4 protein-coding genes and 2 pseudogenes are annotated in these 6,026 nt (G+C 70.9%); all 6 read right to left on the reverse strand.

Features of this window, described 5'->3' with window-relative positions:
- Positions 1 to 490: pseudogene (locus RIF68_RS24215) on the reverse strand (carbohydrate ABC transporter permease); the annotation flags it as partial.
- A complete protein-coding gene (locus RIF68_RS24220; protein ID WP_309053410.1) occupies positions 487 to 1,449 on the reverse strand; it encodes a sugar ABC transporter permease in 963 nt (320 codons plus the stop codon). The pseudogene RIF68_RS24215 and the gene RIF68_RS24220, both read right to left, overlap by 4 nt.
- Positions 1,446 to 2,783, reverse strand: a complete 1,338-nt coding sequence (locus RIF68_RS24225) for an extracellular solute-binding protein (RefSeq protein ID WP_309053411.1) — start codon at positions 2,781 to 2,783, stop codon at positions 1,446 to 1,448. Before RIF68_RS24225 ends, RIF68_RS24220 begins: the two co-directional genes overlap by 4 nt.
- 94 nt (positions 2,784 to 2,877) lie before the next feature.
- Complete coding sequence (locus tag RIF68_RS24230) at positions 2,878 to 4,407, reverse strand: alpha-N-arabinofuranosidase (RefSeq protein ID WP_309053412.1); 1,530 nt, start codon at positions 4,405 to 4,407, stop codon at positions 2,878 to 2,880.
- Between the two features lie 46 nt (positions 4,408 to 4,453).
- Positions 4,454 to 5,452, reverse strand: coding sequence for an arabinan endo-1,5-alpha-L-arabinosidase (locus tag RIF68_RS24235; RefSeq protein ID WP_309053413.1), 999 nt, complete (start codon positions 5,450 to 5,452; stop codon positions 4,454 to 4,456).
- A 245-nt stretch (positions 5,453 to 5,697) separates the two neighbouring features.
- Positions 5,698 to 6,026 (reverse strand): annotated as a pseudogene (locus tag RIF68_RS24240) (hypothetical protein); the annotation flags it as partial.

Consider the following 6,026-nt stretch of genomic DNA (forward strand, 5'->3'; position numbering starts at 1 on the left):
GGGGCAGGATCACTCCCCAGTAGGTGTCCACGAGCCCCATGCGGACCATCTGCGTGAACAGCGGCGCGATGAGGACCTGGGGCGGCACCATGATCCCGGCCAGGACCAGGCCGTACAGGATCCTGCGTCCCCGGAACACGGTCCGGGTGAAACCGTAGGCGGCCATGGCGCACAGGACGACGGTGAGCAGGGTGGTGAGCCCGGAGACGACGAGGGAGTTCACCGTCCACCGCAGCAGGGTGCCCGACTCCCACACCTTGGCGTACGCCTCGAAGGTGATCCGCGAGCCGATCCACTCCAGCGGTGTCCTGGTCGTCTCCCCCTCCGGTTTGAGCGAGGTGGCGACGGCCCAGAGCAGGGGCAGCAGCCAGGCGGCGGCCAGGACGAGCGCCACGGCGAGCAGCGAGATCCTGCCCGCGGTCCAGCGGGGCCGCCGGCTCCCGGTGCGGGACGCTCGGACGGTGCGGTCACGGACGGCGGCGAGGCTCACGTGCCGGCCTCCTCTTTGCGCCGGGCCAGCACGGGCTGGACCAGGGAGACGATCAGGATGAGGGCGAAGAAGATGTAGGAGACGGCGGACGCGTAGCCGATCCGGTAGCCGGTGAAGCCCTGCTGGTAGACGTACTGCAGGATCGGCCGGGTGGAGTCGTCGGGTCCTCCGCCGGTCATCAGGTAGACCTGATCGAAGATCTTGAGCGAGGCGAGCACCTGGAGGACGAGCACGAGGCCGGTGGTGCGCCGCAGGAGCGGCAGGGTGATGTGGCGAAGGCGCCGCCACGCGCCGGCGCCGTCGAGCTCGGCCGCCTCGTACAGGTGCTGCGGAACGGCCTGGAGGGCCGCGAGGTAGAGCAGGAAGTTGAACCCGACCGTCCACCACACCGTGGTCAGGACGATGGAGAGCATCGCGTAGCGTTCGTCGCTCAGCCAGCCGATGCCGGGTTCCAGTCCGGCGGAGGCGAGGAGCTGGTCGGCGAGCCCGAATCCCGGCGGGAAGACCATCTGCGCGAACAGCATGCAGACGACGCCGGACGGGAGCAGGAAGGGCGCGAACCAGCTGATCCGCCAGAGCCACTGCACGACCCGCAGTTGGTGGGCGAGCAGGGCGAGCACGAGTCCGACCAGCACGAGCGGGACGGTGGAGAGCACGGTGAACCAGACGGTGTTCCACAGCGAGGACCACATCTGCGGGTCGGCCAGCGCCTCCGCGTAGTTGTCCAGGCCGATGAACTCCGCCTCGGTGCCGGTGATGTTCTCACTGGTCAGGCTCATCCCGACGCCACTGATCAGGGGCCAGACGAGAAAGAGGCCGTAGACGACCAGGAAGGGGGCCACGAAGACGAGGCCGTGCTCGGTCCACTTCCTCCGGACGGCCCGGGAGCGGGCCGTGACGGCGCCGCGGCCCGCTCCGGAGGCCGAGGTGGCCGGAGCGGCGGGAGTGAGCGTGGTCATGACACGACTCCGGGAAGGGGGTTGCGGGTGTCGAGGAGGCGTCCGAGCCGGAGCTTCGCCTCGGCGAGCGCCTCACGGGGGGTGCGGGAGCCGGTGAGCAGCGTCGAGAACACCTCGCCGAGTTCGATCCACATCCGTGAGGCGGACCCGGCGAACCAGGCCGGTTCGTCGAGTACGACGTCGTCGATCACGTCGCGGTAGGCGGACTGCGGATCGAGCGCGAGGTACGCCGGATCCGAGAGGACGGGCCGGTACGCCGGGACGTGGCCGCCCGCCGCCCATTCGACGGAGTTCTTCAGCATCCAGGCGACGAAGAGGCAGGCGGCCCTGTCCGTCGCGGTGTCGCGGCCGCGCTGGTGGGGCAGGACGAAGGCGTGGGAGTCGGCCTGCGCCGTGGCCCGTCCGAACAGCGCGGGGACCCGCGCCATCGAGAAGGGCGTCCCTCCCGTGCGGAAGGTGGTGACCTCCCAGTCCCCGTTGAGGTGGAACGCCGTCCGTCCCTGGTTGAAGATGCCCACGGAGGCGGCGTAGTCGGCGCGGCGCGTCCACAGCCCTTCCCCCACGAGGCCGGCCATGTACTCGAGCACCCGCAGGGCCTTGGCGTCGTCGAGGGCCAGCCCCTTGCCGTCGGGGGTGAGGACGGTCCCGCCGGTCTGGGAGTAGAAGGTGGAGAAGAGGCGCCAGGGGGTGATGCAGTCGGGGCCGAGGGTCTCGGTGACGAGGGCTGCCGTGCCGGTCACCTTCTTGGCGGCGCGCAGGGCCTCGGCGAACTCCGCGGCTCCCTGGACGGGCTTGAGGCGCGTCCCGTCCATCAGGCCGGCCTTGCGGCAGATGTCGGTCTGGTAGTAGAGCACGAGGGGGTGGGTGTCGAAGGGGACGGCGTACTGGCGGCCGTCGATCCGGCCGCGCCGCCACAGGTCCTCGGGGAAGTCCGCCGGGCGGATGCCCGCCTCGGCGAGCAGGTCGAGGTCGAAGGGGTCGACCAGCCGTCCGGGACCGAACCCGGCCAACCGGGCCATGTGGAGCGCGGCGACCTCCGGCGCACGGCCTCCGGCGCCCGCCATACCGAGTTTGGTGTAGTAGGGGGCGCCCCACTGGAGGGTGGTGGCCTCCAGTTCGACGTCCGGGTGGGCGGCACGGAAGGAGCCCAGCATCTTCTGCATGTTGACGCCGTCGCCGCCGCCGAAGAGGTGCCAGAACCGGAGCCTGGTCCGGCCGGACGCGGCGGCCGGCGGCGCCGCGCAGCTCGCGGTCGAGGCGAGGACGCCGGTGGTGGCGAGGGCGCTCAGGGAACCGGCGAGGACACGGCGCCGGCTGGGATGGGGTGTTTGCATTGCGGGTCGTCTTCCCGGGGTGCGGCGGAGGGCGGCCGGGGCCGCCCTCCGGTGCGGAACCGCCCGAGGGCGGCATTCCTGCAGGGGCGGCCCGTCAGGCCAGGCGGATCATGGTCCAGGACAGCGGTTCGAGCGTGACGCTCAGCGCGGAGCCGGCCAGTACGGCTCCCACACCCGGGTGGGGCGTGACGCGGTCCGGCTCGTCGAGGGTGTTGCGGGCGTCCGGGTCCGCGTCGGCGAGGACGGTGTGCTCGACGATCTCGCCGAGGTCCATGCCGCCCAGCGCGACGCGCAGCGGCAGGGGGCGGTCCTGCGAGCGGTTGACGGCGAAGACGGTGACCGCTCCGGTCCGCGGGTCCCGTACCGCGGTGGCCTGCAGCAGCGGCACGTCGCCGTGGACGGCGGTGGGGTACGTGGGCGAGTCGACGCGCACGTCGAGGACCTCGCCGCGGCCGTGGCGCGCGGCCTGGGCGAAGGGGTAGAAGGTGGTCTGCCGCCAGGCCGGGCCGCCGGGTTCGGTCATGATCGGGGCGATGACGTTGACCAACTGGGCGAGACAGGCGACCGTCACCCGGTCGGCGTGCCGCAGCAGCGCGATGAGCAGCGAGCCGAAGACGACGGCGTCGGTGACGGAGTAGCTGTCCTCGAGGAGGCGGGGGGCCTCGGGCCAGTCGAGCGGATTCTCGGCGGCCTCCGCCTCGAAGCGGCTCTGGTACCAGACGTTCCACTCGTCGAAGGAGAGGTTGATCCTCTTCTTGGACTTCAGCCGGGCGCCGATGTGGTCGCAGGTGGCGACCACGTTCTCGATGAACGACTCCATGTCCACGGCGGAGGCGAGGAAGGAGTCGCGGTCGCCGTCCTTCTCCTCGTAGTAGGCGTGCAGGGATATGTGGTCGACGAGGTCGTACGTCTCCTCCAGGACCTTCGCCTCCCAGGCCGCGAAGGTGGGCATGGCCTGGCTCGACGAGCCGCAGGCGACGAGTTCGAGGTCCGGGTCCATCTGGCGCATGGCGCGCGCGGTCTCGGCGGCCAGCCGGCCGTACTCCTCCGCCGTCTTGTGGCCGGTCTGCCACGGTCCGTCCATCTCGTTGCCGAGGCACCAGAGGCGGATGCCGAACGGCTCCTTGTCGCCGTGGGCGACCCGCAGGTCGGAAAGGGCCGTGCCGCCGGGGTGGTTGGCGTACTCCTGCAGTTCGAGCGCCTCGGCCACGCCCCGGGTGCCGAGGTTCACGGCCATCATGGGCTCGGCCTCGGGGCCGACCTTCTTCAGGAACGCCATGAACTCACTGAGCCCGAAGCGGTTGGTCTCGGTGGAACGCCAGGCGAGGTCGAGACGGCGGGGCCGGTCCTCGACGGGGCCGACGGAGTCCTCCCACCGGTATCCGGAGACGAAGTTGCCTCCCGGGTAGCGGACGGCCGTGACGCCGAGCTCGCGCACGAGGTCGAGGACGTCGGTGCGCAGGCCCGCCTCGTCCGCCAGGGGGTGGCCGGGCTCGAAGACGCCGGTGTAGACGCAGCGACCGAGGTGCTCGACGAACGAGCCGAAGAGACGGGGGTTCACCTCACCGACGGTGAACGCCGGGTCGAGGGTGAACCGGGCGACGTGGTCAGGGGCGGGGGTCATGACTTCCTTTCGTGGGGCGAGGGTGCGAGGAGCCGGGCGGTCGCCGTCAACGGGCGAGCACCGGCCAGCCGTCGGCACTCCAGGAGAGCGGCGTGAGGCCGAGCTTGGGGGTGCCCTGGTCCTCTGCGTCGTAGTAGTGGTGGACGAGGACGTCCCGGCCGCGGTCACGGAGCACCGACTGTCCGCCGGGCCCGAGGTACTTGCCGTGGGCGGCCAGCAGCAGGTCGCCACCGCCCTGCGTCATCGGCCTGCCGTCGCGTCCGGTGTAGGGGCCGGTCGGTGAGGTGGAACGGCCGACGCGGATGTTGTAGGTCGATTCGACGCCCGCGCAGCAGCGGTCGTAGGAGACGAAGAGGTAGTAGTGACCACCCCGGCGCACGATGGACGGGGCCTCGACCGCGTAGGGGGCGTCGGGCCGGGTGGCCAGGTGGTGGACGGGGGCCGCGGGAAGGGGGCGCCCGGTGCGGTCGTCCAGCTCCACCATGCGGATGCCGGTCCAGTGGGAACCGAAGGACATCCAGAGTCCGCCTCCGCCTTCGACGATGCCCGGGTCGATGGCGTTGTAGGGGTCCGTCGTGGCGCTCGCGAAGATCTCTCCGTGGTCGGTCCACGTGCCGGGCCTGCCGCTGGGCGAGGTGGCGAGCCCGATGGCGGAACGGTTCGAATTGAAGGAGGAGACCGCGTAGTAGAGCCAGTAACGACCCTTGCGGTGCACGATCTCGGGGGCCCAGGGGTCGCTCTCCGCGGAGTAGGAGCGCCACCAGGCGGGGAGCGCGGCGAAGGCGGACCCCGCCCGTTCCCAGTGGCGGCCGTCCCGCGAGGTGCGCGCTTCGAGGCCGCCGTGCGTGGAGTAGACCACGTAGGTTCCGTCCTTGAGGCGGATCGCCGCCGGATCGTGGACGGTGACGTCGCCGGTGACGGGCAGCGGATCGGGGTAGGCGGCCGCCGGAGCGGCCGACGCCTGGGGCATCAGACAGGCGAGGACCGCCGCGCCGGCGGACAGGAGTGCCGCGGCCCGGCGGCGGACGGAACGCCCGACAGGCATGGAAAGGCTCCTTCGAGAAGACGACCGGAAGAAGTCTGTTCGAGATTACGAACGACTTTCGTAACTTCGAATCGCGAAATTAGACGCCCCGAAACAACGGCGTCAACGAATTGAGCAAAATCACGAACGCCGTTCGAAATTACGAACAAAAGAAGGTGCCCTCCACCAGGTCGGCCGCGCATCAAACGCGACATCCGTCGCATAGGCCGCCGACCGTCAGTCCGGACGTGCCCCGATAGCCCGGCCTACGCGTGTGCGTCCACCCAGAGGTCCATCGGCACGCACCCCTGGCTGCGGCCGTCGGGCCCCATCATGCGGCCCATGCGCTTGACCCAGCGCAGGGTGACGGCCCGGTTGAGGACGCGCACGTCCGGGACGGTCTCGGCGAGACGGGCTTCGTAGCGAGCGATGCCGTCGGTTCCGTGGGCCCACGCCGCGGCGAGCAGATTGGCCTCGGTGGCCGTGGACGCGGACAGGCGGGTGTCGCGCAGGGCCGCCAGTTCCTCGGCGGCTCCGGCGAGTGCGGCGGGCGGAACACTCATCCACACCGTGAAGCTGGTGTGCCAGCCGGTGT

This window comes from Streptomyces sp., from assembly GCF_031178505.1.
Lineage (GTDB): Bacteria > Actinomycetota > Actinomycetes > Streptomycetales > Streptomycetaceae > Streptomyces > Streptomyces gulbargensis.

Excerpts from the sequence above, each read along its gene's own strand:
- RIF68_RS24230 (WP_309053412.1), bottom strand. The coding sequence starts at position 4,407 with ATGACCCCCGCCCCTGACCACGTCGCCCGGTTCACCCTCGACCCGGCG.
- RIF68_RS24220 (WP_309053410.1), bottom strand. The coding sequence starts at position 1,449 with ATGACCACGCTCACTCCCGCCGCTCCGGCCACCTCGGCCTCCGGAGCG.
- RIF68_RS24235 (WP_309053413.1), bottom strand. The coding sequence starts at position 5,452 with ATGCCTGTCGGGCGTTCCGTCCGCCGCCGGGCCGCGGCACTCCTGTCC.
- RIF68_RS24225 (WP_309053411.1), bottom strand. The coding sequence starts at position 2,783 with ATGCAAACACCCCATCCCAGCCGGCGCCGTGTCCTCGCCGGTTCCCTG.